Raw genomic sequence first — 24,278 nt, 5'->3', positions numbered from 1 at the left:
CATAGGTTATTGATTAATGGTAAGGAGCTGTTTCTACAGCTCTTTTTGCTTTTGAGGATCAGTCAGTTCCGGCTTTGGTCAGCCCGGCGGGAAAGTGTAAATTCGCAGCATAGCACTTAAAGCAATAAGGGACAATGACAGAGACACTAAAAGAAGCAGAAAAGAGCCGCAATTTCCTGGAGGAGATCATAGAAGAGGACCTGAAATCAGGTAAATACACTTCCATCACCACCCGTTTTCCGCCGGAACCTAACGGCTATTTGCACATCGGGCATGCGAAGAGCATCTGCCTGAATTTCGGTCTTGGCCTCAAATATGGTGGCAAGACCAACCTCCGTTTCGACGATACCAACCCTGTTACAGAGGACACTGAATATGTAGACAGCATCAAAGCTGATGTACAGTGGCTGGGATTCCAGTGGGCCAACGAACTGTACGCATCCGATTATTTCGATAAATTTTACGAGTTCGCTGTGCAGCTTATCAAGGCTGGCCTGGCTTATGTAGACGATTCCACGGCTGAAGAGATCGCTGCACAGAAAGGAACGCCTACTGAACCCGGCGTCCGCAATAAATTCTCCGAAAGAAGCATCCAGGAGAACCTGCAGTTGTTTGAAGAAATGAAAGCAGGTAAATACAAAGACGGAGAGAAAGTATTGCGTGCGAAGATCGATATGGCTTCTTCGAATATGCATTTCCGTGATCCGATCATGTATCGCATCAAACATGCACACCATCACCGTACTGGTGATAAATGGTGCATCTACCCGATGTATGATTTTGCACACGGACAAAGCGATTCCATTGAGCATATCACACATTCTATCTGTACCCTGGAATTCATTCCGCACCGTCCTTTGTATGAATGGTTCATCGAGAAACTGAATATTTTCCCGAGTCATCAGTACGAGTTCGCCCGCCTCAACCTCACTTACAATGTGATGAGCAAGCGCAAGCTCAAACAACTGGTAGCTGAAAAATATGTGACTGGCTGGGACGATCCCCGCATGATCACCATTGCCGGTCTGCGCCGCAGAGGCTACACGCCGGAATCCATCCGTGAGCTCTGCGATAAGATCGGAGTGGTGAAGCGCGACAGCCTCATTGAGATGAGCCTGCTGGAATTCTGTATCCGTGAGCACCTGAACAAGATCGCACTGCGCCGGATGGTGGTGTTCGATCCGCTGAAAGTGGTGATCACCAATTATCCGGAAGGTCAGTCTGAAGTGGTGATGAGCGAAGACAATCCTGAAGATCCAACGGCAGGCAGCCGTGAGATCCCTTTCAGCCGTGAACTGTATATCGAAAAGGAAGATTTCATGGAAGTGGCTCCGAAAAAGTTCTTCCGGTTGGCTCCTGGTCAGATGGTGCGCCTGAAAAGCGCTTACATCATCAAATGTGATGAAGTGATCAAGGATGCTGAAGGCAATATCACTGAGCTCAGGTGTTCTTATATCCCCGAGAGCAAGAGTGGTTCCGACACATCCGGTATCAACGTGAAGGGAACCCTGCACTGGGTAAGCGTTCCCACAGCTATCAGCTGCGAGCTGCGCCTGTACGACCGCCTGTTCAAGGTGGAAGACATGCTGAGCGATGATAAGCCGTATACCGAGAGCATCAATCCTGATTCACTGGTTACTATCGGTGCCGCTTATGCGGAGCCGGCGTTGATGAAAGCGAAATTCGATGACCGTTACCAGTTCCTGCGTAAAGGGTATTTCTGTCTGGATAAAGATACCAGTGAGGACAGGATGGTGTTCAACAGAACAGTGACGCTGAAGGATGGATGGGCGAAAGAACAGAAAAAAGGATAAGTAAGCGCTTATAAAAATACAATGGCCGCTTCCGGAGGGAGCGGCTTTTTTTGTTTTCTCCAGATTTCAGCCTGGTTTGCCATTCCTGTTTTGTTTGCTGCATATGATTAGGTTTTATCGTTGGTATGGCCCACGGTCAGTTTATTACAGTTTGCATTGTTAAACGATTCCCATTTCATTTGGATGCAGCCTGTAGTCTGGCATAGTCGAACACCAGCTGGCAGAAGGTTTTTACACCGAGGTCAAGCTGGCTGTCATCGATATAAAAATCAGGAGTATGGTGTGGCGGTGCTTTTGATTTATCGCTGCCTTTGGGCATGCCTCCGATGTAAAAGAAGAAAGCGGGAGCCTTCGTTCCATAAAAAGAGAAATCTTCTGCTCCTGTTACCCATTCTCTTTCACTTACATTGTCTTTGCCTGCGGCAGTTTCCAGGGAAGGCAGCATCTTTTTCACCAAAGCGGGATCGTTATAGGTTACCAGTGTTTTGGTATCGATATGTACATCGGCTGAAGCACCATAAGTAGCGGCAATGCCGGTTGCCATCTTGCGGATGCGATCATGTGTTTCCTGCTGCATCTTACTGTCGAGAGTTCTGATGGTACCTTCCAGTAATGCTTCTTCGGGCATGATATTCGGGCGCACGCCGCTGTTGAATTTTCCTACAGTAATAACTACGGGAGCTTTTGTGAGCTCGGACTGGCGGCTGACGATGGTTTGCAGGCCATTGATGATGGCAGTGGCTGCCACAATAGGATCGACGCCTTTCCAGGGTTGTGAGCCATGTGATTGTTTGCCTTTCACCTGGATAGTGAACCAGTCTGAGGATGCCATGAATGCGCCGGGCTTATATTGCAGTTTGCCTACTTCAATATCGGATTGGATATGCATACCGAAAACCGCGTCTACTTTCGGGTTGTCCATTACGCCCTCTTTTACCATCAGGGGCGCACCGCCTTCTTCATCACCGGGAGGGCCTTCTTCTGCGGGTTGGAAAATGAACTTCACGGTACCTGGAATATCTTTCTTCATACCGGACAGGATCTGTGCAGCACCCAACAACATGGAGATATGGCTGTCGTGCCCACAGGCATGCATTACGGGAACGGTTTGTCCCAGGTAATCTGCTGTAACGGTGGATTTGAATGGTATATCAACTCTTTCTTTCACTGGCAATGCATCCATATCTGCTCTCAAAGCCACTACAGGACCGGGTCTGCCGCCTTTGAGAATAGCTACCACGCCGGTTTTAGCAATGCCGGTCTGTACTTCCAGTCCAAATGAACGAAGGATCTGAGCTATATATTCTGCAGTCTTTACTTCACGGTTGCTGAGCTCGGGGTGCTGATGAATATGCCTTCTCCATTCAATGAGTTGAGGCTTTAAAGCTTCTGCTTTGGAATGTATGCCGGCTGTTATCGGTTGTGCATCAACGTTAGTGATGAACGGGATCAGCAAGAGCAGGAGGGAAGCTACCGGTACAATTTTCTGCATGTGCATTCAGATTTTGGTATGCTGAATGTACTCAAAAATTTCTTTAGCTCCAATCCCAGAGCACAACGGCCCATTCGTCCAATTCATCCTGGTGGATATGGATGGTTTTGAAACCCACACGCTCGTGGGCGCGCATGGAGCGAAGGTTGCGGGTGGCTATCTCAGTGACGATGCAGTCGAAATCCTTGCTGTAACTTGTTTTATGCTGCTGGTAGAGGGCGTCAAAAACTCCCTGTCCTCGCCAGGCTTCAGCCACGCAGATCTGTCCCATTACATAAAACCGGAACTCACTGAGGGGGCGGCCATTCCAGGGCGTTTGATCGAAGGAGCTGAACATGGGCTCCAGATCAGGTACGATGGTGCGGCATTCCCGGGGCATGGTGAGGGCATAACCTGCCAGTTGATCCCGGTCGAGGGCAATCACGCTGGGAGCGATATTGTGCATTTGTTTTAATACAGGCAGTGAGTGTTCCAGGGAAACAAAGCCCTGTTCCTGCTGGGTTTCAGCGGAGATATTCGTGCGCAGGTTTTCCTGCTGAAGTTGCAGGATCAGTTGTAACTGCTGTTCTGTGCTAACGGTTGTGGTATGGTAAGGCATATGGAAATTTACAAAAAAGAAAAGACCTAAAAAGAGAGAGAAGGTTCTGTTACCCCAGTTTGGGGCCTTCCACAGCAATTTTCCGGTTCAGCAATAATAGGAAGCCCAGGATGTAGTTCTGGTCAAGCCCTTCAGAACAGCGAATGACACCTTTGAATGCTGAGCTGCCAAAATTCTTTTTGAACCAGCCGCCTTCAGCAGGGAAAGGCTTGTAATCTATTTCGCAGAATACATCTCCTCCGATATAAAACTCAGCAGTCATCCGGTACTTGCTGTGGGAGTACGGGTTACGTCGTTCACTTAAATTGAAAGTGATTTGCTGGTCTGCGAACCTGATAAAATATTCATTAGAGTCATTGTCTGTTTCTCCACTGGCAAAGGATTGCCCGACATCATCAATCATTTCGAATTTATAGGGACTTGAGAAGAATGACCTTTTCTTTGATATGAATGTTTTACCAGCTCTGAACAGACCAATTACCATGCTATCATCGTCAATCAATGTTCCTGTTAATACGCCATTCTCATAAATATCGAACTTCTCTCCATCCTGAACAGAGATGCCAAGGTCGTTGAAATACATACCTTTTACGCGGTACCTGGAGAACGTAAATTCGGAAGGCATACAGTAAAATAGTAAAAATATGGAAATCTGAGCCTGGTGTAGGAATAAACCAAATTGTTATTACCCCCTGTACTCTCCAAACACTTCCCTCAGCGTATCTGCAATCTCGCCCAGCGTGCAAAGATGCTCTACGGCCTCCAGCACGGCAGGCATGATATTCTCGCCACTGGAAGCGGCATCGGAAAGCAGTTGCAGTTTCTGATCAACCTGGGCATTGTCCCTGCGTTTGCGGAGGCTGGCCAGTTTTTCGGACTGCAGGTGCCTGATGGAGTCGTCTATTTTGAATACGGGGATGGAATCTGTTTCTTTCACCTGGAACTTGTTCACGCCCACGATGATCTTCTCACCTTTCTCGATATCGCGCTGGTAATTATAAGCGCTGCGTGCAATCTCATCCTGGATGAAACCCTGCTCGATGGCGCTCACGCTGCCACCCATTGCATCGATGCGGTGGATGAGCTTCCAGGCCTCTTCTTCCACCTCATTTGTGAGGGCTTCCACATAATAGGAACCTGCGAGAGGGTCCACTGTATCGGCCAGGCCGCTTTCGAAGGCCACTACCTGTTGGGTGCGGAGGGCAATGCGCGCTGCCTCTTCTGTAGGCAGGCTCAATGCTTCATCGTACCCGTTGGTGTGAAGGGATTGAGTGCCGCCCAGTACAGCCGACATGGTCTGTACGGTTACACGGGCAATATTGTTGAGCGGCTGCTGCGCGGTGAGCGTGCTGCCGCCTGTCTGCGTATGGAAGCGAAGCATCTGTGCACGCGGATCGGTTGCGCCCAGTTCCTTCATCATGGTAGCCCACATCCGGCGTGCAGCGCGGAATTTGGCCACTTCTTCAAAAAGATTATTGTGTGCGTTGAAGAAAAAGGATAACCGTTTTCCAAATACATTGATGTCCAAACCTTTTTCCAAAGCCGCTTTCACATAGGCACGACCGTTAGACAGGGTGAATGCGATCTCCTGTACGGCTGTGCTGCCGGCCTCACGGATATGGTAACCCGAAATGGAGATAGTGTTCCATTTTGGAACTTCCTGGCTGCACCACTCGAAAATATCGGTGATGATGCGCATGCTCGGCTTGGGTGGATAGATATAGGTACCGCGCGCAGCGTATTCTTTGAGGATATCGTTCTGAATGGTGCCTGAGATCTTCTTCAGGTCTGCACCCTGCTGTTTGGCCAGTGCCACATAAAATGCCAGCAGGATGAAGCCGGTGGCGTTGATGGTCATGGAGGTGGAAACATCTTCCAGTTTGATCCCTTTGAAAAGGATCTGCATGTCTTCCAGGCTGTCGATGGCCACCCCCACTTTTCCTACTTCTCCTTCTGCGAGCGCATGGTCACTGTCGTACCCGATCTGTGTGGGCAGGTCAAAGGCCACGCTGAGGCCCATCACGCCCTGTGAGAGCAGGTAATGGTATCTTTTATTACTTTCTTCGGCGGTGCTGAAACCGGCATACTGGCGCATGGTCCAGAGTTTGCCGCGGTACATGTCCGGTTGAACGCCGCGGGTGAAAGGAAACTCTCCGGGCTGTTCGTTCATCGGCACCGGATTGGTGTATAGTCTCTTTATTTCAATCCCACTGTCTGTAAGCACTTTTTTTTCTTCTGACATAGCAATCGTTGTTATTTCTCCTTAGTTCATCAGTTTCTTCGCCTCGAAGCTGAGCACATCCGATACCACATTGTGGAGGGTGGCTTTGGGGTTCTGCATGAGCATTTCCAGGAGGGCGCGGTTGAGGTCCTGCCCACTGGCGTCTGCCGGCAGGAAACTGGCCACCTGATTGATGATAAGGATATTCTGATCTTTCAGGTTACGCACGGCATCCCATGATTCGGCGGAAACATAGATCTGCTGGGTAACATTATGTTCAAATTCCTGTTTGATATTGAGGGTAAGGACCTGCTGCATGGTGCGGGCATCGATGCCGGGCTGGTTCACCCGGTTGATCAGGTTGGGAAGGGCAATACGGTCTGTAAGCAGGATCAGTCGCTCATAAGCTGCCAGTTGCATGGCCTGTACATTGGCCGCCTGCTTGTCATCTTCCGCTTTTCCGGCTCTTTTCTTCTCTATCAGCGCTTTCATTTCCTTTCTTTGTTTCCAGAACATAAAGGCCAGGGTGCCGCCCAGGCCAAATGCAATCACCAGCGAAAGGAACAATTCCGTGTTCGATAAAGTCATTCAGGGTCGTTTTTTAGGTGCAACAAATGTAATAAAATAAAGGGTAGTCGTATTTTTGTATTTATGGAAACGAAAAATGCTTCTCCTGTGTTGTTCACCCCCGGTGCAATTGCTGAAATCAGGCGCCTGATGGCCGATCCCGGATTTGATGGTAACCTGATGCTGCGGGTAGGTGTGAAGGGTGGCGGTTGCTCCGGATTCAGCTACCTGCTTGGGTTCGACCAGATGATGGAAGGCGACGCCCTGTACGATTTCGAGGGATTTACCTTTATCATGAACCCTTCACACGGGCTGTATCTGACGGGGATGCAGATCGATTGGGAAAATGGACTGAATGCGAGAGGGTTTGTTTTCGAGAATCCGAATGCCAGCAAGACCTGCGGCTGCGGAAGTTCATTCTCCGTTTAGATATTCCTAGCACTTTATCGTTTTCTTCTTTTTACCGATGGAGCCCCGGTCTTTGACCTTCAGGATATAATCCGGGGCAAAGGGCACTTTGCAGGCAGTGCCATTCATGTTGATGGTAATTACCCCGATCTTCCTGGCCAGCAGCAGGGCTTCAGCCGTCAGCGCTTCCACATAGGACCCTGCTGAAATAATGAAGCCATTCATGGTATAACGTACACGGTCAGGTGCTGCCTGGATATTGTCTTTCACTCTTTCCATCAATTGCCTGATGACAGCGAGATCCAGCTGTTCATCCGCTTTCAGCGATAATAATCCTGCAAGCGTGTTCCATCCGGCAGCGGCTGTCCTTTCCTTTTTCGAATCGATCCATTTCATGGCAATGGCCCAGGCATCCGGATGTTCCGATGTAACCCAGGGAACGGTGTATTCGCTGAGGGCAGGAGAGTTGGCATTATTCACCCAGTGCTGCAGGTCCTTCTCAGACATCTTTGCTCCGTTTGCCATCAGCCCTGCGAGATACATGGCGTCTGCATTGCCCGTATCATACAGCTCCAGGGCAATAGACTGTATATCTCCTTTGATCTGTTTCTGCAATTTTTTGATGTCTTCCACTTTCACTCCGAATAAAGGTTCCCGGGCCCCATGTTTCAGGAGGATCTTTTTGATCTGGGGTGTACCCAGTTCTTCGAGCTGAGTGAGGATCTGTGTTACGGTCATGGCAATAAATTGAGGGGCAGCAGAAGGGCTGCAACATCAAGTTACGGAATTTTGCACATGCGGGAAAGGCTGATCAGCCAAGGTTGGCATTGAAGCGGAAGCCCACCCCATGGATGGTTTCCAGCACTACAGTGGGGTCTGCTTTGAAGTATTTGCGGAGTTTGGTCATGAATACGTCCATACTCCGGCCGAGGAAATAATCGTCCTTGCCCCAGACATTCAGCAGAACTTCTTCTCTTTTGAGAATGCGGTTGGCATGTTCACAGAGGAACTTGAGCAGGTCGGCTTCTTTCTGTGTGAGGGTATGCTCTTCCACGGGTGAATAAAGTCTGAGATCTGTATAAGAAAAACGGAGGTTTCCGAATTGGTATTCCTGTACCTGGTCTGCATGCAGTTTGCGGGTGCGGCGGATAAATACATCCATGCGTAGCAGCAGTTCCTGCATACTGAAAGGTTTTACAATATAATCGTCTGCTCCGGTAAGAAATCCCTTTATCCGGTCTTCTTCCATGGATTTTGCGGTGATGAAGAGGATGGGTACCACATCGCTCTGCTGTCGGATCTTCTTGGCCACGGTGAATCCATCTTTAAAAGGCATCATCACATCCAGCAGACAGATATCCACTTCTGCCTTATCAAAGCTGTCGATAGCAGACTGCCCATCTGCATATAGTTTCACATCATATCCTGCTTCTGTAAGATTGTCCTTGATCACATAACCCAGTGAGAGGTCATCTTCAGCCAGCAGTACTTGTATTTTTTTTGATTGCATAGACCAGTTTTTTAATGAGCGGGCAGGAGCAGTTTGAATTCGGTCCCGATGCCCGGGATACTATTGATGGTGATTTCGCCATGGTGTGCATCGATGATGCGTTTCACGAAGCTCAGCCCTAATCCGAAACCTTTCACATTGTGAACGTCGCCGGTAGGCACGCGGTAGAATTTCTCGAATAGTCTCTTATGGTATTTCTTGTCGATGCCGATACCATTGTCCTTCACCGAAATAAATATATGATCATTTTCCTTACCTGCGCTGACAATAATCCTTGGGTCCGGCGCATATTTCAGGGCGTTTTCCAGCAGGTTCACCACCGCCAGTTCCAGGTGGGCGCGGTCTGCCTGCACTTCCGTTTCCTGTTCCGGCAGTTCCAGTTCCAGCACGGCCTTTTTTTCCTGGGCAAGTGGCTGGATCTTGGCGATGGCCTCCTGCACCATTTCGTTCAGTTCCACCGTTCTTTTCTGGATCGGTAGTTCCCTGCGCTCTGTAGTAGCCACCTGTAACAGCCGCTCCACCTGCTTCTGCAGGTGCATGGTCTGGTTCTGGATGATCATGGCATATTGGTGCAGGCGCTCCGGTTGTTGCAGGATCTTTTCCTGCAGCAGCACATCGGAAGATATCTTCATTACTGCCAGCGGTGTTTTGAATTCATGGGTGAAATTATTCACAAAGTCTTTCTGGATCTCCGCCAGGAATTTCTGGCGGTAGAAATAGAAGAGGCTTACGGCAAGGCCGATGAGCACAATAAAAAGGATGGCGCTGCTGATGAACCAGAAATTCATCTGGCTGAGCACATACCTGTTGCGATGAGGAAAATAGATAAGTACGTAATTATGTGGTCTTTCATACTGTGGGAACGGATTGATCACGGGATCATACCTGGCGGCAGGAGCGGGTATGTATTCCCGTGAGCTGAAGCTTTTGGTGCCGGCATTGTAGAAGCCTACATGCGCATCTGTGAGCACATCAAAATCATTGAGCTCATCTTTGAGATACCAGATCAGGGAGTCTTTCTCATAACTGGATCCTGTCCGGAACAGGAAATAGTCCGGTGAAGGATGTTCAATGAAGTCCTGTAAATGATTGACCTGCGAATCAATGAGGTTCACATCTTCATAAAGTCCCCGGATACTCTTCACCACATTGATGTTGAAAGTCTTTTGTTCGAGGGAGTATATCTTATTTAGCCAGAACAACTGAACGCCTACGATCACAATGATGAGCAGCGTAGCGGTCAGCACCAGCCATTTGAGGGTTTTTGAACGCATACCGTCTAAATATGTACCAAAGGCAAATTTGCTGCTCATTATGGATATTTCATTTTTTTAAGGTTCAAACAACATCTGCTTAACACCTGTTAAGTCCCGGTTAAGGGGGCCTGAAAAACAAAAAAAGACAATTTCAATGAATAGATTTATATAGTCATTTCAATGGTAATAAACAGTCATGTGTTAGTTAGAACCAGGTTGATTTGTCTGCCGCCCTCTCCGGGGGGCGGCTTTTTAAAAAATACTTATTATTTTGTCAGTTCATTCTCAATCCTTAAAATAGTGTAACTATGAAAAAGCTCATGTTGGCCTTCGCAATGCTCTTAACAATTTCAACAGTTTCATTTGCGCAGACCAGGCAGTCAGGCAAAAAGAAGGACAATACCGCAACGGCTCCTGTCGCCAAGTCGTCCAGGCAGGCCAAGCAGGAATCTACCGGAACAACAGCGCCCGAAGTGGCGAAGCCGGCACCATCACAAAAGGCAGGTCCTGCAAAGAAAGACGGAACGCCCGACAAGCGTTACAAGGCTAATAAGGTGGCTGCTGATACCACAGTGCATAAGAAAAAGGACGGTACTCCTGACAAACGTTTTAAAGAAAATAAGAAAAAGAACTAAGGTTGGTTTTAACAGCGTCATGCTGCGCCGTCCTCTGCGGGCGGCGCTTTTTTTATGTTCCCTGTCTGCATATTCTTTTTGTATTCCTCCTTGAGCAGCGACTGCAGCAATTTGATCTGGTCTGCCTGCGCCTCCATCAGTTTCTTGAACTGTTCTTCCAGTAACAGATCCATTTTCTGGTGCAGGGTACGTATTTCTATCTCCGCCTTCAGGTTCACGATATAGTCATTCTCATTCCTTTTGCGGTCCTTCTCCTCCGTTCTGTTCTGGCTCATCATGATCACCGGCGCCTGCACTGCAGCCAGGCAACTTAATACCAGGTTCAGCAGAATGAAAGGATAGGGGTCAAACCTTTTCTCCACGGGCAGGTTGAGGTTGTAAATGATCCACAGCAGCAATATCCCCATGAAGGTCAGGATGAATTTCCAGCTACCTCCGAACCGGGCCACCTTGTCTGCGATACGCTGACCGGTAGTCAGTTTTTCCGCAACGGGCTTCTCTATTTTCTCCAGTATAAGTTTCTCCTGCTCCACAGCCTGGCAAACTATTTCATGCAGTTTCTTCAGGTGATCATTTTCCGTATCGAGAAGGTTATGGATATACTTCGTTTTTTCCGGTTTCATAGCTGTTCAATTTATTATGAAGTTACTGTTTCAGCGCCACAAGTGAACAGCCCTGAAATGTTCTGTTAGCCAGCCGTTAACACTCGTTAAGCCCCGGTTAAGCAGGCCGTAAAAACGTTGCACGGAAATAATAATGGATAGCTTTATGGTGTCATCAATTCATTCATATTAAATCGTACAGAAGATGAAAAAGTTTTTGATTGCAGCAGGTTTAGTATTAGCAATGACAGGATTGGCCACAGCCCAGACCACACCTGCCACTACACAGAAAAAGGCAAAGACAGAAAAAACGGCAAAGCATTCACATCACAAAAAACATCAACAGGCGGCGAAGCCAGCAGGTAAATAGCATAAAGAAGGTTTGTATTAGGGGTTTTTTAGAACGTCGTACAGGGATAAGTACGGCGTTTTTTTATTTGCAGGAAGGGCGGGGAGAAGGTGTTTTTTTCGGTTGATTGGGTTGATTGGGTTGATTGGGTTGATTGGGTTGATGGGGTTGATGGGGTTGATGGGGCTGATGGGGTTGATGGGGTTGATGGGGTTGATGGGCTGTAGGCTGCAGGGGAATATGCAGGGGCGGTTGTAAAACATACCCACACCTTTGTGTTCTTTGATTGAGCTGTGGTGGGGTATGTTGGGGCTGTGGTGCTGGGCCGGGCGTAGGGATCGTATGTTTTGAAGACCGCTCCTGCATATCCCACTGCAGCCCTCCCCGGAGGTGCGGCAGTGTCAATGTATCACCCGACGTTGTGCCCCTACTGCATTGGGGGGAGGAGAGAGGGGAAGAGTGCGTCACCCGGAGTAAATATTACAGTGGATCTATGAGTTTCGGTTTTTACAGTAATGGAAGGGGGGGCCTCCAGGAGATCAGTGCTGCAAGTCCGGCTATGGATAAATGCGCTGGCATGGGAGGCGATGATCTATACCCATCTCTCCGGGGTGATTGCAGGTGATCCGTTTTATAACGTTGATGCATACGTGGAGACCGGGGCTGACGCTGGGGAGCGGGTATGGGAAGAGCGGCCTCGAAAACATACGTTGCTCATGCCCGGCATTGCACCACAGCCTAGACATTCCCCACTAAAGCTCAATCAAAGAACACAAAGGTGTGGGTATGTTTTCCAGCCGCGTTTCCATACCCCTCACCAGCAAAAGCCCCAAAAACAACAAAAAAGCCCCGGAGTGATTCCCCGGGGCGATATAGATCAGTAAGTTATGGTCTTAGGCTTTCCTTGCAACAGGCGCTTTCGGTTTTACCGGAGCAGCTGTTGTATTGGCCTTGGGAACTTCACCGAGTGGTTTGTCTTTAGCAAAGTCAACCAGGATCGGCGCAGATACAAAGATGGAAGAATATACACCAGTGAGCACACCTACCAGCATCGCGAAGGCAAAGCCCTTGGTTACTTCACCACCTACCAGGAACAGGATGAGGATAGTGAGGAATACCGTGAAGCTCGTCATGATGGTACGGCTCAGTGTATCATTGATGGCTTTATTGATGATGGTGGTCTTGTCTGCACCGATCATCTCGCGGCTGTATTCGCGGATACGGTCAAACACAATCACCTTGTCGTTCATGGAAAAACCAATCACCGTCAGGATCGCAGCAATGAAGTGCTGGTCAACTTCCAGGGAGAACGGCATCACATCTTTCAGGAAGGAGAATACGATCAGGGTTACCAGTACGTCGTGCAACAGACCTACGATGGTACCGAGTGAATACCTCCAGTCGCGGAAGCGGAGCAGGATATACGCTGCAATGATGAACAGACTCCAGAAAGTGGCCCACTGTGCGCCTTTCTTAAGGTCATCGGAGATGGTGGCATCTACGCGTTTGAAGCCCTGTACATATTTGGAAGCGAATTCTTCTTTGGTGGTACCTGGTTTCAGGAATGGCTGGAGACCTTCGTACAGTTTGTTCTGAACGGCAGAGTCACCAATAGTACCGGCCTGGTTGATCAGGTAGTCGGTGGTGATGTCAAGCTGGTTGGTAGCACCGTAGGTTTTCACTACAGGGGTAGCCTGGAAGGCTTGCTCCAGCGCGTGACGAACAGGCTCAGGGCTGGTTGGCTTATCGAATTTTACCACGTAGCTGCGGCCACCGGAGAATTCAACACCATATTTGAAACCGTTGATCAGCGCACCGATACCAAGAGCCAGGATCACGAAGGAAACGATATATGTTTTCTTGCGCAGCTCGATGAACTTGTAGGCGGCATGCTTGAATACCTTGCGGCTCAGCGGCGTGAAATAGTTGAAGTGACGGTTCTTTCTTGTCCAGAAATCGCTGATCAGCCTTGATACCAGGATACCGCAGAAGAGCGACAGGATGATACCGATGATCTGAGTGGTAGCGAAACCGAGTACAGGACCGAGACCGAAGTAGAACAGGATGATAGCGGTCAGCAGGTTGGTGATGTGGGCATCGAACACAGGCGCCATGGAGCGCTTGTAACCGTCGATCACAGCCTGTTGATAGCTCTTACCCTTGGTAAGTTCTTCCTTGATACGTTCGAAGATCAGTACGTTGGTGTCAACCGCAATACCGATGGTGAGTACCAGACCTGCGATACCCGGAGCGGTGAGCGTGGCACCCATGGCGCTGAGCACACCCACGGTGAAGAGCAGGTTGAGGATAAGGGCGATATTAGCCACCCAGCCGCCGGTGTTATAATACACCACCATCAGGATGAAGATAACAGCGAAAGAGATGGCGAAAGAGAGCATACCACCTTTAACGGCAGCCTGACCGAGGGTAGGACCTACCACCTGCTCCTGAACGATCTTGGCAGGCGCTTCGAGCTTACCGGATTTCAGGATGTTGGCGATGTCCTGTGCTTCTTCGATCACCAGGTTACGGTTCTGAGTACCGCGGCCCATGGTGATACGTGAGTTACCACCGTCGATCTTCTGCTGTACGTTCGGTGCTGTATAAACGATATCGTCGAGCACAATAGCGATTGGCTTTCCGATATTCTTTTCAGTCATACGTGCCCATGTGCTGGAGCCTGCAGGCGTCATAGCCATGGTAACGGTTACTTCGTTGGTCACAGGATCGAATTCCTGTTTGGCATCTTCGATAGCATTTCCTTCCAGTTCTGCGCCTTCTTTACCAGGGATGGTTTTGATAGCGTAGAGGTTGAGGGCAGGAACCAGGGTGCCATTGGCATTCCTTTCCTGTTTGCCCCACAGGAATTTCACGTTACCGGGGAAGTTATTGCGAACTGCGGGGATGCTGAGGTAGCTGTTCACTACGCCGGTATCCTGCAGACGTGATGTTCCGATAAAGCTGTAATAAGATACGCGGCCAGACTGTGGATCAGGCTGAGGCTGAGCAGGGAACAGTTTCTGGAAGAGCGGGTTCATTTTGGAGGAATCCACTTTTGAAGAAGCTGATGTGTCTGCGATGATGTTACCGAGTGAGTCCACTTTGTTGCCACCGGCGAGGTAGCCTTCGAGTGTTTTGTCGGCAGCCTGCAGTGAACCAGCGATCTGCTCCAGGGTGTAGATCTCCCAGAATTGCAGGTTAGCGGTTGATTGCAGGTATTTCCTTACTCTTTCAGGATCGCTGGCGCCGGCCAGTTCCACCGTGATGATTCCTTTGGTTTCATCCAGGCTGATGGTAGGCTGGGCAACACCGAATTTATCGATACGCTTTCTCAGAACCTGGTAGGTCTGGGCCATGGCATTGTTAGCCTGCTCGTTGATGAAATTGATAACCTGGTTATCGCTCGCAGTGGAAGAGAGTTTATTATTGGGGTTGGCGAAGTGTGTGGCCAGGCGGGAGCCGGCATTCACTTTTTTGAAGGCTTCACCAAAGAGCGTGATATAGTTCTGGTCACTGGTCAGCTTCAGTCTGTTGGCTTCTTCAATAGCCTTTACGATCTGAGGATCTTTTGGGTTATTGGCCAGTCCCTTGATCAGTCCGTCCAGTGCGATATCCATCGTTACGTTGATACCACCCTGAAGATCGAGACCAAGCAGGAGTTCGCTTTCTTTAGCTTTCTGGTAAGTCTGTCCCCACCATGTGATCTTGGTGTCGGCAGTGCTGTCGAGCAGCTCCTGCTTACGGATTCTCAGCAGTTGGTCCAGAGTGTCCTGGTAAATTGCAGCAGCTTCTTTGTCGCCCGGGTACTTCGTTGTGGCTGTTGGGTAGGCTCTTTTGATCTGCTGCAAGGCTTTCTCACCCATGGCCTTTTCGTGCTTGTTGACGAACCAGGTAAAAGAAAGCTGGTACAGCGAGATGCCTATTAAAAGGGCAGTAAAAATGCTAACCAGTGCTCTCATTTCAGTGTTGTTTATTTTTTTAGGAGTTGGCAAAGATAGGGTTTTCAGGCAGAATCGGAAATACGAAAATCAGGCTGCCTGAGGGGTATAAAACTCCTGTACGAACGGGCTTTCCGGCCGCTTCAGAACCAATTTCAATATGACCTGCAACTGTTATCAAACTTTGCGTGGATTTTGTAATTTTCGGCAATGAAAATACGTGTTCTGGCTCTGATTTGCTTATCCTCTTATCTTTTTTTGTCATGCAAGCACCAGAAAGAGATAAAACAGCTATCGGAAAAGCGCATCGAAGAAGCCGCTGTAACCCAGCCCCCGCCTGTAATTCCGGCCGAAGTGCCCATTGGCAAGACAGACTCCCTGCTGCTTTCCATTTTACGGCAATACCCGCAGTATTTCGACTCCATCCTGCGTAAACCCGATGAATTCAGGGTGCAGATCATCTATACCCAGATCAACCGCGGCCCGAATAATATGCCGGTTTTCACTCCATATTATTATCAGACAGACCCCAACCGGTACTTTTATCCCGCCAGCACGGTTAAAATGCCCACCGCCCTCCTGGCCCTCCAGCGCCTCCGCGAACTGAAGGTCAACGGGCTGGATAAGTATACCACCATGATCACAGACAGTGCTTACCACAAGCAGACCCCTGTGTTAAATGACCCCACCACACCGGACGGAAAGCCCAATATCGCCCAGTACATCAGGAAGATATTCATGGTAAGTGATAATGATGCGTACAACCGGCTTTATGAATTCCTGGGCCAGCAGTACCTCAATGAAGAGCTCCGGAAGAAAGGATATACCTCCGCCGAGATCATCCACCACCTGGAAGTGGTGATGAACCAGGACGAGAACCGGCATACCAATCCCGTTACCTTCCTGGGTCCCCGAGGGGACACCCTGCTGCACCAGCCCATGCAGGTAAGCACCCTGGCGCCTCTTCAGCGCCACGACCTGCTGGGGAAAGGATTTGAAAGGAATGGCCGCATTGTCAATGAGCCGTTCGACTTCAGCCGGAAGAACCGCATCAGCCTGGAAGACCTGACCGGTATCCTCAAAGCCGTGCTCTTTCCCCAGGCAGTGGGCGAGCAGCAGCGCTTCAATATTGAAGCGGATGATTACCGCTTTGTATGGAAATACATGAGCCAGTATCCCCAGGAGAGCCTGTATCCATCATATGATGGAAATTTCCAGGACGCTTTCTGCAAATTCCTGTTCTATGGAGGAGAGAAGGGAAGCCTGCCCAAACAGTTCCGCATCTTCAACAAGATCGGCGATGCATACGGTTTTCTGGTGGATGTGGCCTACTTTGCCGACTTTGAAAAGAATATCGAATTCATGTTGTCTGCAACCATCCTCAGCAACCAGGATGGCGTGTTCAACGACAGTAAATATGATTATGAGACCATCGGTTTTCCCTTCATGAAGAACCTCGGACGTGTTATTTATGAATATGAATCAAAAAGAGAGCGGAAAATAACGCCTGATTTGAATGAGTTCAAATTGTTGTATGATAAGTAAGGATTTGAAAGTGCGATTACGGGTTATGCATTACTTTTGCGGTTCACGTAAAGCAAGCAACAGACAAACATTATGCAACTATCATCCCGTTTGAACCTTTTCAACGAACCAGAAACGTTGAAAATGGCAAAGCTCGGCCGCGAACTGCGCGCCAAAGGCTTCGATGTAATTGACCTGAGTTTGGGCGAACCCGATTTCGACACTCCTGAGCACATCAAAGAGGCTGCCAAGAAAGCAATTGACGACAACTACAGCCATTACACACCAGTGGCCGGTTACCCTGATCTGCGTGAAGCAGTTTGTTTCAAGCTGAAGCGCGACAATAACCTGGATTACAAAGCTGAGAACATCATTGTTTCTACCGGTGCCAAGCAGAGCCTGGCCAACGTAGTGTTCGCCACCGTGAGTAAGGGTGATGAAGTAGTGATCCCCACTCCCTACTGGGTTACCTATTCCGAGATCGTTAAGCTCGGAGAAGGTGTATGCAAACTGGTTCCCACTTCTTTTGAGAACAAATACAAGATCACACCTGCTCAACTCGAAGCAGCGCTTACTGATAAAACAAGACTGTTCATCTTCTCCTCTCCCTGTAACCCCAGTGGTTCCGTGTACAGCAAAGCTGAACTGGAAGGGCTGGCAGAAGTGTTCCGCAAATTCCCCAATGTATTCATCCTCTCTGATGAGATCTATGAGTACATCAACTTCGTGGGCAAGCACGAGAGCATCGCTCAGTTTGAAGACCTGAAAGACCGAGTGATCATCATCAACGGTCTGAGTAAAGGTTTCGCCATGACCGGCTACCGCCTCGGTTTCATTGCCGCTCACCCCGATGTGGTGAAAGCCTGTGAAAAACTGCAGGGCCAGTTCACCAGCGGCACCAACAGTATCACACAGCGTGCTGCTATCGTGGCGCTCACTACCGATCTCCGTCCTACACAGGAAATGGTGGAAGAGTTCGGAAGAAGAAAGAAGAGGGTGCTCGAGATCATCGCTGCTATCCCCGGCCTGCAACTGGCCGAGCCCGATGGAGCATTCTATGTATTCCCCATTGTAAGTTCTTACTTCGGAAAGAGCGATGGCAATGAAACCATCAAGGATGCAGACGATCTCTGTATGTACCTGCTCAACAATGCGCATGTATCTACAGTAACAGGCCGCGCATTCGGTGAGCCCAGCTGTATCCGTATCTCTTTTGCCAACAGCATGCAGAAGATCGAAGAAGGATGGAAGCGCATCAGCGAAGCACTTGCAAAACTGAAATAATCAGCTGAATGATATTGATACAAACCCCGGAAACTCCGGGGTTTTTTTGTGCAGTACGGAGATGTTCAATAAATTTAGCCGTTCATGAATCATGAACATCCCTAAAAACTGAACAACTGACCCCGGTTTATGAAAGATAATGATGTATTGCAGGTTGCGATTCAGCACCTTACCCTGCAATCTGGACTTAAAGTACAGAAGCTGCCCGCTTCAGCGGCAGCCGGCAGAAAGAAACCAGCCACTGTACAGGGAATTTCCATCAATATTGAAGGAGGCACTACCTATGAGCTGCAGACGGAGATAAAGAACGAGATCCGCGGTGAATACGTTGGTGTATTCTTAAGCAGGAATGCTACCCGGTCACGTGGACGTATACTCGTTTCCCAATATATCAGCAAACCCAACCGCGCACTGCTCAAACAGAATGGCGTGAACTACCTGGATGCCTCCGGAAATTGTTTCATCAAATACAGGTCATTACTATTATATATAAACGATAATCCGGTAACAGCCCAGCGATTGCCGGACCGGGGCAAGCTCTGGAAAACAGCCGGACTGAAACTGGTATTTGCCATCCTGGCCAAACCAGGTCTGCTCAATCAATCGTACCGGAGCATCGGACAGCACAGTACCATTGCCCTGGGCATGGTGGGGCCCTTGCTGAAAGAAATGGAAAGTGAAGGATTCATCAAAAAGACGGAAAGCGGGCTTGTGCTGGAAAACCGGGATATATTACTGAGCCGGTGGATCGGGAATTTCCAGAGCCACCTTCGTCCGAAGATCTCCTACGGCAGATTCCGGTTTGAAGAATCGCCGCAGGGCGGAGTCCGGCCTGCAAAAGATATGCGGCAGGCCAGGTGGAGTGGGGAAACGGCCGCCTATATCCTTACCGGCTTTCTGCAACCTGAGAACTTCACTATTTACAGTTCACTGCCTGTGCAGGAACTGGTAAAGCAATTCCATATCATGCCCGACCCACAAGGTGAACTGGAAATACTCAGTCCATTCTGGAATGAAGAACAGATTGTGTCCAGCCAGCAGCAATGTGTACCGGAATTGCTGGTGTATGCGGAATTAGCGGCCAGTCTGCAAAGCCGGACGAGGGAAGCGGCGTTGCATTTGAAGAATATGTATCATTTTTAGTGTAAAGCCGGTATGCGATTTTTTTAAGCTGATTCTTCCATCAGTATTGGTCTGACTTTTCCTGATGGATTTTTTCCAAGAATGATGATGGAGTCGAAGCCATCCTGTTTAACGGCATCGAATGCCAGTTTCCGGCCGTCAGGCAATTCAATCATCCCATCTTCGTCTACGTCATCTCCCATTTCCTCATCGTATTTGAAATTGAATTTGAGTTTCATGTGTAACTCGAATAAATCATTTCCTTCTTCGTCTTTGTATATTGAATCTATCGGACGATTGCTAACCTGCTCCTGCGTAAACTCCTCAGCGAAGAGCGCATTATATCCATGTTTGCATCCATCATACAGTGTAAAGCCTATTCCTGATACTGGCTCAGTGGCGATTAACAAGGCTGGAGCAAATGAGGTCCCTGTGATCAGGTTAGTGTGCCTTTCGTGAAGCTGTCCATAATAAGTAATTCTGAAAAGTGTTTTCTCGTTTATTACAAATTGCCCCATCCATTCTCTCCGGTTAAGAAACTGGTTGCGATATACTGCATCTGGTATTACCAGGGGAGCATTTATAAACTCATCCTTTGACTTGAGTAGTGATTTGAACTTTGATAAAATTCCCATCTTTCTATAATTAAAATCAGCTTTTCTTCCTGTTTACCGTACCGCCTTTCTTACTATCCACTGTTACCGTGTACCCGCTGTTTCCTTTCACCAGCCACCTCACGGTAACCGTACTCATCCCCGCAATATTCGGCACTTCAATCACTGCCGGGTTCTGGGTTTGCTCTTTTGTTATGTTAAGGTCCATATTCTCCACGATCATGCCTGCCAGTACAGTAGCGCCTGTCAGCGAAATTTTATCCGGTACTTCGATCTTATACTTCAGATCCTGGCTGGCATGGGTTGGGATCATGCGCTGATTGGAAACAATGGCAGTTATTTCTTTCATCCCGTCTCCCAGGTCTTTTTCCATAATTGAATCTATGCTGAGTTTGGGTGTCTGATAGCAATGAAACACGCTGAAGCTCATATTGCGGTGGGCATCGGCCTCCAGCAGGAAGCCCGGGTGCATGCGACCGAAATTTTTCTTGAAGCCACCGATCTCGATCTTCCCATATTGCGGATGATCAAAAGGTTTCCACTCCACGAATGCATCTTTGAAGAGCAGGTAACGGTCAAATGTATACGAAGGGTCGGCAGAAGGAGGGGCGTCGTCGCTGCCCTTGTTGAACATCAGGTAGCCCGTCCAGAGCTCGTTGGAGAAGGTGTAAATACCGCGGCCGCCATAGAACCAGTCCAGTTCCCCGCCATACACGGAGTACATATCTTTATACACTACCAGGTAGCGGTATCCGGGCATGAGGCTTTCTCCTTTTTTAGCCAGGAAATCATAGATGGCGATATCTGCTGCATTGTAGGTACCGATGTCTTCTGCTGCACCAGGACCGCGAAGGATCATGCCACCGGCGTTGTGATAGGATTGGGCTGCCGCGATATTGGGATGCTTCATCACAAACTCCATCACAGCACGGTTCTCGGGCAGTGAGAAAGGATATTTGTAAGCGCCACCCTGGATGGGATTGGGCTGCCAGTTCCAGCCCCAGTCGCGGTTAGGATCATACTGATGCGTGGGCGCATCTTCATTCACCAAGCCGTCTCCATCATTGTCGATGCCTTCCGGTCCGAGGATATCATATTCTCCTTTTTCTTCGGGGCCTGGCTGTATCATTTTCCTTGGGTCTTGCGGATCCTGTTTCCAGCGGCCATTGGGATTTTTGCGGCGCATCATGGTGATGCTGCCATCTTTGTCAAGATCATCATAAGGATCTTCATCTATGCTGCCATCACGATCGTTATCGATGGGGATGAGACCGGAACGTGGGGAGTGGGCTGTATTGGGCTCATGGAAGAAATAATCCCGGGCATCCGGGTTGATGGTGGGAACAATGTAAAATGTTTTATCGGCCAGGAGTTCCTGGATGAAAGTATTGTCAGCAAAGGATTCCAGCAGGTACCAGGCTGTGTACATGGCAAATTCGCTGCCCTGCACCTCATTCGAGTGGATATTTCCATCGATGTACATTGCCGGTTTGCGGTTGGGGTCTCCTTTTTTGAAATCGGAGATGGTGAGGCACCAGAGCTCTTTTCCCTGGAATGATTTGCCGAGGGATTCAATGCGGCAGAGACCGGGATGTGCTGCCGCCAGTTTTTTGCAGATCTCGGTGATGGCTGCATAATCATTGTACCGGTTCCAGCTGACGGGTACTTTGGGGTTCACCGGTGTGCCGGATGCCTTGAAAACCTGGTTGGGTTGCTGTGCCTGTACACAAAGGCCCAGGGCCAGTGTTACAGGAAACAGGAATGCGGTCTTTATATTGAATGTCATGATTCAGAATTTGTGGATGATACTACAGGTTGATATTGCTGCTTATGTTTCCGGTGGTAGGGCAGTTCACATCGATGGTGATTTTGCCACTGCCTTTGATCAGCCAGCTGAGTTGCGTGCTGCCATTACCTTCCAGCGATCCGAGCAGTTGGTTCTTACGGCCGCTGATCACCTGCTGATTGGGATTGGTATTCACCTTCACCTGAATGCGTTTGGTGAAATAGTTGCGCTCTCCCAGTTTGGTATGCGAGGCCAGTAATCCTTTATTAGCCACATCCACCGTAATGCGGGTGAGACCTGCCGCCACTTTTTCCGTTTTAATGTTCAGCAGTTCCAGTGTTGGTTGCAGGGCAGCCAGTTTCACCAGGAAGTTCGTATGTTGCTGCACGATAGCAGGTACCAGTTTGTATGGAGGATTGAGAAGTACATAAGGATTGAGCCCACCCACTTCCACTTTCTGTTGCGGGAAATCAGGATGGCTGACTGTTTTCCATTCTGTAAAAGTATTGCTGATACCCTGCTGGGCAGCCCAGCGCAGGTAATTGGCAGCAGCGTCATCTACGGATAGTGCTTTCTCTTTTTTAGCAGTGTCCGGTTTTACTTTCGGTACTGCCCAACCCGGTGTGCTGAAGCTATAACGAGCATAGTGATAATAAGCCCAGCTGAGGAAATCGCCGCCAGCCGGACTGGTTTTTGGCGCATCTTTTAAAACGACCGTTTTATTGTAGAGGTCGGATACGGTTCCATTGACCTTTACATCGGCTTCCTGCCAGCCATTTACGATCTTCTGAGTGGCGGCAGCGGCATTATAAGTAACAGGGGAGGAGAGGTTGTTATTGGTACCGAAACTCACCACTGCATACACATTGAAGAGCTCGTAGAGCTGATCCAGCAGCGCACGCGTTTCAATTTCCGATACGGCAAACTCACCGGAGCCGGGAATGAAGGGGGGATAATTATGTGTGAAGTTCCTGTTGAACCATACGCCACCTTCACCGTCTTCGTTGAACCGTCCGTCTTTGTCGTTATCCGTTCCTTCGGTGTAGAGCAGGTAGATCCCTTTTTCTCCTTTTAACGGATCGGCTTTGATGAGCACACGTGCATCATCGGGATGTGGCTTGTAATCACCGATAGGAGATTCCACGCGCATGAGTGTGATCTTTCCATTATTATCGAGGTCGTCAAAAGCATCTTCGTTGAGCCTGCCGTCCCTGTCGTCATCCGTAGCGGTGGCATTCCCCTGACGTTCGTACTTCAGTTTAGCGAAGTATTGTTCGGAGGCGTCCGGGCTCATATTCGGGAAAACGTAAAAGGTAGTGCGGGCAAGCAATTGCCGGATGGAATCCGTGCTGCTGCCTGCGAGCAGGTTTTCTGCAAATCCCAGGGCCAGTTCGGAGCCCAGCAGGTGGTGGCCTTCCACGCCGCCCACTACGGCAATGGCCGGTTTGGCAGCAGCGGGAGCAGTTCCGATGGTGATCATCCAGATATCTTTGCCTCCAGTTGTTCTGGTTATGGATTTCAGATTCACCAGGTTGGGGTAAGCTGTCTGAAGAGATTGTATCCGCCGGGATTGTTGCTGATGATTGGAATAATCAGCAGGAGACTGCGCTGCCAGCAATAGAGGCAGGCTGCACAGCGTGAGGGCTGTCAGGGCTTTTCTCATGCAGTAAAATTTGAGATTAAATATAACGGTAAAAGCTACAGGCTGCAAATGGAAATGATGAAAGGCAATCAGCGTTTCTGAGCCGCCATTTCGATCAGTTGTTTATGCAGGGAAAGTACCTGGGGAAGAACGGCCTGCTGTTCATCGTTCACTATAACGTAGTCGCACAAGCGCATCTTTATCTCTTCCTGGATCTGCCTGTTCATGCGTTCCTGCACGGCTTCACGGGTGATATTGTCGCGCTGCATGGCCCGATGAATGCGGAGTGCCGCAGGGGCGTACACGCCAATGATCAGGTCCAGTCCGGCATGCGAGCCGCTCTCGAAAAAGATGGCTGCTTCCTTGATGGCGTAGGGAGTGGTTTGGGAGCGCATCCAGTTCTCGCCATTGCGGATGGTAGCGGGGTGCACGAGGGCATTGAGTTGCTCCAGTTTTTCCTTGTCATTGAAAACGATGGAAGAAAGCACGCTCCGGTTGAGAATGCCGTTGGTATAGGTTTCCGGTCCGAAGGCAGCGATGATGGCTTCGCGCAGCGAGGCATCTTCATTCATGAGGCGTTTGGCGGCATCATCGGCATAATACACGGGAATGCCCAGCACTTCGAAGATGCGCGCAACAGTGCTTTTGCCTGAGCCGATACCGCCGGTGATGCCAACGCTTAACATGGTCTGCAATTTAATGGAAATGTAAATAATGATCAACAACAATGCACCGGAGATGATTATAAACTAAGGTTATTGGGTATGTGGTGCAATAATTAACCGGAATTACTGTCAGAATAAGAATTTAATAAATATTTTGGCGGCGATCAGCCCATATTATTACTCTCTAAACCTGTATCATGTTAACAATGAAAAGTTATCTCTGCTCGCTCGGACTTCTCGGAATTCTATTT

At 49.1% G+C, this 24,278-nt stretch carries 22 protein-coding genes; 7 read left to right on the top strand and 15 right to left on the bottom strand.

The window, feature by feature from the left end:
* Positions 1-134: 134 nt before the first annotated feature.
* Complete coding sequence (locus ACTHMC_RS08995) at positions 135-1,814, top strand: glutamine--tRNA ligase/YqeY domain fusion protein (RefSeq protein ID WP_440412714.1); 1,680 nt, start codon at positions 135-137, stop codon at positions 1,812-1,814.
* A 175-nt stretch (positions 1,815-1,989) separates the two neighbouring features.
* On the opposite strand, the gene ACTHMC_RS08990 is transcribed toward ACTHMC_RS08995, so the two are convergent.
* Genes ACTHMC_RS08990 through ACTHMC_RS08970 form a run of 5 tightly spaced genes read right to left on the bottom strand, consistent with a single transcriptional unit; the run spans position 1,990 to position 6,713 of the window.
* Positions 1,990-3,306: an amidohydrolase gene (locus tag ACTHMC_RS08990; protein ID WP_440412713.1), complete on the bottom strand. Its 1,317-nt coding sequence runs from the start codon at positions 3,304-3,306 to the stop codon at positions 1,990-1,992.
* 43 nt (positions 3,307-3,349) lie between these two features.
* Positions 3,350-3,904 carry a GNAT family N-acetyltransferase gene (locus ACTHMC_RS08985; protein WP_440412712.1) on the bottom strand — a complete coding sequence of 185 codons (555 nt, stop codon included), beginning with the start codon at positions 3,902-3,904 and terminating at the stop codon, positions 3,350-3,352.
* A gap of 49 nt (positions 3,905-3,953) precedes the next feature.
* Positions 3,954-4,529 carry a hypothetical protein gene (locus ACTHMC_RS08980; RefSeq protein WP_440412711.1) on the bottom strand — a complete coding sequence of 192 codons (576 nt, stop codon included), beginning with the start codon at positions 4,527-4,529 and terminating at the stop codon, positions 3,954-3,956.
* A gap of 60 nt (positions 4,530-4,589) precedes the next feature.
* The gene (locus ACTHMC_RS08975; protein ID WP_440412710.1) at positions 4,590-6,146 is read right to left on the bottom strand and encodes an acyl-CoA mutase large subunit family protein; all 1,557 of its coding nucleotides are present in this window, start codon (positions 6,144-6,146) and stop codon (positions 4,590-4,592) included.
* Positions 6,147-6,167: 21 nt separating this feature from the next.
* Complete coding sequence (locus ACTHMC_RS08970) at positions 6,168-6,713, bottom strand: DUF7935 family protein (protein ID WP_440412709.1); 546 nt, start codon at positions 6,711-6,713, stop codon at positions 6,168-6,170.
* A 63-nt stretch (positions 6,714-6,776) separates the two neighbouring features.
* Here ACTHMC_RS08970 and ACTHMC_RS08965 point away from each other — a divergent pair, with 63 nt between their 5' ends.
* Positions 6,777-7,121 (top strand): HesB/IscA family protein, encoded by a 345-nt coding sequence (locus ACTHMC_RS08965; RefSeq protein ID WP_440412708.1) that lies wholly within the window; start codon positions 6,777-6,779, stop codon positions 7,119-7,121.
* 6 nt (positions 7,122-7,127) lie between these two features.
* On the opposite strand, the gene ACTHMC_RS08960 is transcribed toward ACTHMC_RS08965, so the two are convergent.
* The 3 genes from ACTHMC_RS08960 to ACTHMC_RS08950 all read right to left on the bottom strand — a co-directional run bounded on the left by ACTHMC_RS08960 (position 7,128) and on the right by ACTHMC_RS08950 (position 9,884).
* Positions 7,128-7,838: a DNA alkylation repair protein gene (locus ACTHMC_RS08960; protein ID WP_440412706.1), complete on the bottom strand. Its 711-nt coding sequence runs from the start codon at positions 7,836-7,838 to the stop codon at positions 7,128-7,130.
* A gap of 73 nt (positions 7,839-7,911) precedes the next feature.
* A complete protein-coding gene (locus tag ACTHMC_RS08955) occupies positions 7,912-8,610 on the bottom strand; it encodes a response regulator transcription factor (RefSeq protein ID WP_440412705.1) in 699 nt (232 codons plus the stop codon).
* A gap of 11 nt (positions 8,611-8,621) precedes the next feature.
* Positions 8,622-9,884 carry a sensor histidine kinase gene (locus ACTHMC_RS08950; RefSeq protein ID WP_440412703.1) on the bottom strand — a complete coding sequence of 421 codons (1,263 nt, stop codon included), beginning with the start codon at positions 9,882-9,884 and terminating at the stop codon, positions 8,622-8,624.
* Between the two features lie 290 nt (positions 9,885-10,174).
* On the opposite strand from ACTHMC_RS08950, the gene ACTHMC_RS08945 reads away from it, so the two are divergent.
* Positions 10,175-10,501: a hypothetical protein gene (locus tag ACTHMC_RS08945; RefSeq protein ID WP_440412702.1), complete on the top strand. Its 327-nt coding sequence runs from the start codon at positions 10,175-10,177 to the stop codon at positions 10,499-10,501.
* A 17-nt stretch (positions 10,502-10,518) separates the two neighbouring features.
* Here the strand turns inward: ACTHMC_RS08945 and ACTHMC_RS08940 are convergent, their stop codons facing one another.
* Entirely contained in the window at positions 10,519-11,124 is a 606-nt protein-coding gene (locus ACTHMC_RS08940; RefSeq protein ID WP_440412701.1) for a DUF1003 domain-containing protein, read from the bottom strand.
* A gap of 184 nt (positions 11,125-11,308) precedes the next feature.
* Here ACTHMC_RS08940 and ACTHMC_RS08935 point away from each other — a divergent pair, with 184 nt between their 5' ends.
* Positions 11,309-11,473: a hypothetical protein gene (locus tag ACTHMC_RS08935; RefSeq protein ID WP_440412699.1), complete on the top strand. Its 165-nt coding sequence runs from the start codon at positions 11,309-11,311 to the stop codon at positions 11,471-11,473.
* An 872-nt stretch (positions 11,474-12,345) separates the two neighbouring features.
* Here ACTHMC_RS08935 and secDF read toward each other — a convergent pair.
* Entirely contained in the window at positions 12,346-15,411 is a 3,066-nt protein-coding gene (gene secDF / locus ACTHMC_RS08930; RefSeq protein ID WP_440412698.1) for a protein translocase subunit SecDF, read from the bottom strand.
* A 19-nt stretch (positions 15,412-15,430) separates the two neighbouring features.
* A complete protein-coding gene (locus ACTHMC_RS08925) occupies positions 15,431-15,655 on the bottom strand; it encodes a hypothetical protein (protein ID WP_440412697.1) in 225 nt (74 codons plus the stop codon).
* On the opposite strand from ACTHMC_RS08925, the gene ACTHMC_RS08920 reads away from it, so the two are divergent.
* The 3 genes from ACTHMC_RS08920 to ACTHMC_RS08910 all read left to right on the top strand — a co-directional run bounded on the left by ACTHMC_RS08920 (position 15,649) and on the right by ACTHMC_RS08910 (position 19,341).
* Entirely contained in the window at positions 15,649-16,935 is a 1,287-nt protein-coding gene (locus ACTHMC_RS08920) for a serine hydrolase (protein ID WP_440412696.1), read from the top strand. The genes ACTHMC_RS08925 and ACTHMC_RS08920 overlap by 7 nt on opposite strands.
* Before the next feature lie 72 nt (positions 16,936-17,007).
* On the top strand, positions 17,008-18,198 hold the full coding sequence (locus tag ACTHMC_RS08915) for a pyridoxal phosphate-dependent aminotransferase (protein ID WP_440412695.1): 1,191 nt from the start codon (positions 17,008-17,010) through the stop codon (positions 18,196-18,198).
* Positions 18,199-18,327: 129 nt separating this feature from the next.
* Entirely contained in the window at positions 18,328-19,341 is a 1,014-nt protein-coding gene (locus tag ACTHMC_RS08910; protein WP_440412693.1) for a type IV toxin-antitoxin system AbiEi family antitoxin, read from the top strand.
* Positions 19,342-19,364: 23 nt separating this feature from the next.
* Here the strand turns inward: ACTHMC_RS08910 and ACTHMC_RS08905 are convergent, their stop codons facing one another.
* The 4 genes from ACTHMC_RS08905 to coaE all read right to left on the bottom strand — a co-directional run bounded on the left by ACTHMC_RS08905 (position 19,365) and on the right by coaE (position 24,048).
* Positions 19,365-19,955, bottom strand: coding sequence for a hypothetical protein (locus ACTHMC_RS08905; protein ID WP_440412692.1), 591 nt, complete (start codon positions 19,953-19,955; stop codon positions 19,365-19,367).
* A 16-nt stretch (positions 19,956-19,971) separates the two neighbouring features.
* The gene (locus ACTHMC_RS08900) at positions 19,972-21,720 is read right to left on the bottom strand and encodes a M14 family metallopeptidase (RefSeq protein ID WP_440412691.1); all 1,749 of its coding nucleotides are present in this window, start codon (positions 21,718-21,720) and stop codon (positions 19,972-19,974) included.
* Between the two features lie 22 nt (positions 21,721-21,742).
* Positions 21,743-23,383, bottom strand: a complete 1,641-nt coding sequence (locus tag ACTHMC_RS08895) for a M14 family metallopeptidase (RefSeq protein WP_440412689.1) — start codon at positions 23,381-23,383, stop codon at positions 21,743-21,745.
* A 68-nt stretch (positions 23,384-23,451) separates the two neighbouring features.
* Entirely contained in the window at positions 23,452-24,048 is a 597-nt protein-coding gene (coaE, locus tag ACTHMC_RS08890) for a dephospho-CoA kinase (protein ID WP_440412688.1), read from the bottom strand.
* Positions 24,049-24,278 lie beyond the last annotated feature (230 nt).

The organism is Pseudobacter sp. (assembly GCF_051955275.1).
GTDB lineage: Bacteria > Bacteroidota > Bacteroidia > Chitinophagales > Chitinophagaceae > Pseudobacter.
The sequence above is the reverse complement of the archived record's forward strand: the minus strand, read 5'-3'. Positions and strand labels throughout refer to the sequence as shown.